This window comes from Luteimonas sp. A277 (assembly GCF_054052045.1).
The window spans coordinates 1-1,833 of the sequence record NZ_JBSVRG010000026.1; the positions used below are offsets into that span (position 1 = coordinate 1).

Genomic DNA, 1,833 nt, shown 5'->3' on the forward strand with positions numbered 1-1,833 from the left:
TAGGGCGCGTCGGCGCGGCCGGTGCACTGGCTGGCGGTGCCGCCGTCGGTACGGACGTGGTAGGTGGCTGCCTGGGCCGAACCGATCGCGCTCAGGACGAGGAGGGAAGTGAAGAGGAAAGAAGAAGGCGAAAGAGAAATGCTTCTCAAAGTACGAAAATTATTCAATATACGAATCACTACAGGGACTCTCCGAAGGGTTTGGGGGAATTGGGCCCTCCGTGGTCCGGCCAGCATCTTATGTGCAGCGCAACATCCAGCCTTGCGACGCAGTTCACGGTTCAGTCGGATATTCGACCAACGTCGCAGGCTGCTGATGTAGCGGTTAAGCCGTCAGTTTGATTTGTATGCGCCATCGGCCGGAAAGATGGCCGTCCAGCCCCGGATTCCACGTTCATTCAGGTGCAACGGCGCGGAACGGCTGTTTACAGGGAGGCGGCACATGCTCGAGATCGTGATGTGGGGCGCAATCGGGATGCTGGTTTATATCTACCTGGGTTATCCAGCCCTGACGCTGATTCTTGCTCGCTTGTTCCAACGCCCGGTGGCGCGCGCAGAATTCGAGCCGCCTGTCACATTTATTATTTCCGCGTATAACGAAGAAAAACATATAGGCGGGAAAATCAGCAATACGCTGGCTCTCGATTATCCTGCGGATAAACTCGAAGTTATTGTGGTATCAGACGCATCCACGGACGCCACCGACCGGATCGTGCAGGCCTGGTCGGCGGCTGGGGTGCGGCTGTTGCGGATCGAGGGGCGGCTGGGCAAGACCGCATGCCAGAACGCGGCCGCTGCCGCCGCGTCCGGCGAGGTGCTGGTCTTCGCTGATGCCACCACGGTGGTGGACGGCGGCGCGTTGCGTGCAATCACCAGGAACTTCAACGACCCTGAAGTGGGGTGCGTTGCGGCCCGCCTGGTGTACACGGCGCGCTCGACCGATTCCACCGGGCATGGCGGCTCGTCATACTGGAAATACGAGAGCCTCTTGCGGAGTGCGGAAAGCTCCCTGGGGTCCCTCATCGGCGTCAGCGGTGCGCTGTCCGCCGTGCGCGCGAGCGCCTATCGTCCCATCCCCACGGAGTTGATCAGCGACTTCATGATCGCCCTGGATGTGCGCGACCAGGGACTGCGCACCGTGCTCGAGCCGGAGGCGATCTGCTTCGAGGAGACCCTGGACCGGCCCCGCCAGGAGCTGTCAATGCGCAACCGGGTGACCCTGCGGAGCCTGCTGGTGCTTGCCAGGAACCGACACTTGCTGAATCCGTTCCGCTACGGCGTTTTTGCGTGGCAGCTGGTGTCACACAAACTGTTGAGATACCTCTCGCCGGTCTTCTGGGCGGTGGCGCTGGGCGCGAACCTCGCCTTGGCCATGCAGGACCGGTACGTGTGGCTGCTGGGGCTCCAGGTCGCGGGCATCCTGGTGGGATCGCTGGGCTTCCTGCCGCTGCCCCGCCTGGGGGCATTCAAGCTGTTGGCGCAGCCGTATTATTTCCTGCTGACCAACCTGTCTTCCGCGATCAGTCTCGTGCGCTTCATCAGGGGCCGGAAAGTCGTGGTCTGGACACCGCTGCGATGAGCATGCAGTCAGCGGCCGCCAGGCAGGGTCAGCCGCGTGCACGGCGCGATGGTGCCGATGTCGATTCCGCCGCTCTCCGCCCGGCAGGTGGCACCGTCGGGGCATGAGCCCACGTTCCAGGCGAGGTTTCCAGAAATGTTCAGCGTGCCGGGGGCCCGGCCGGCGTTGAACGCACGCTTGCCGCCATTGACGAAGTACGGGAAGCCGACCACGACGTTGTTGCGGATGTCGATCCGGTCGGAGGAGTTGCCGCTG

At 62.6% G+C, this 1,833-nt stretch carries 2 protein-coding genes; one reads left to right on the top strand and one right to left on the bottom strand.

The genetic code is table 11. The annotated features are described in order from the left end of the window. Window positions 1-441 precede the first annotated feature (441 nt). On the top strand, window positions 442-1,578 hold the full coding sequence (locus ACW7G2_RS14010) for a glycosyltransferase family 2 protein (RefSeq protein WP_456976830.1): 1,137 nt from the start codon (window positions 442-444) through the stop codon (window positions 1,576-1,578). An 8-nt stretch (window positions 1,579-1,586) separates the two neighbouring features. Here ACW7G2_RS14010 and ACW7G2_RS14015 read toward each other — a convergent pair. Further along, on the bottom strand, window positions 1,587-1,833 hold a 247-nt coding region (locus ACW7G2_RS14015), incomplete at its 5' end, for a hypothetical protein (protein ID WP_456976832.1).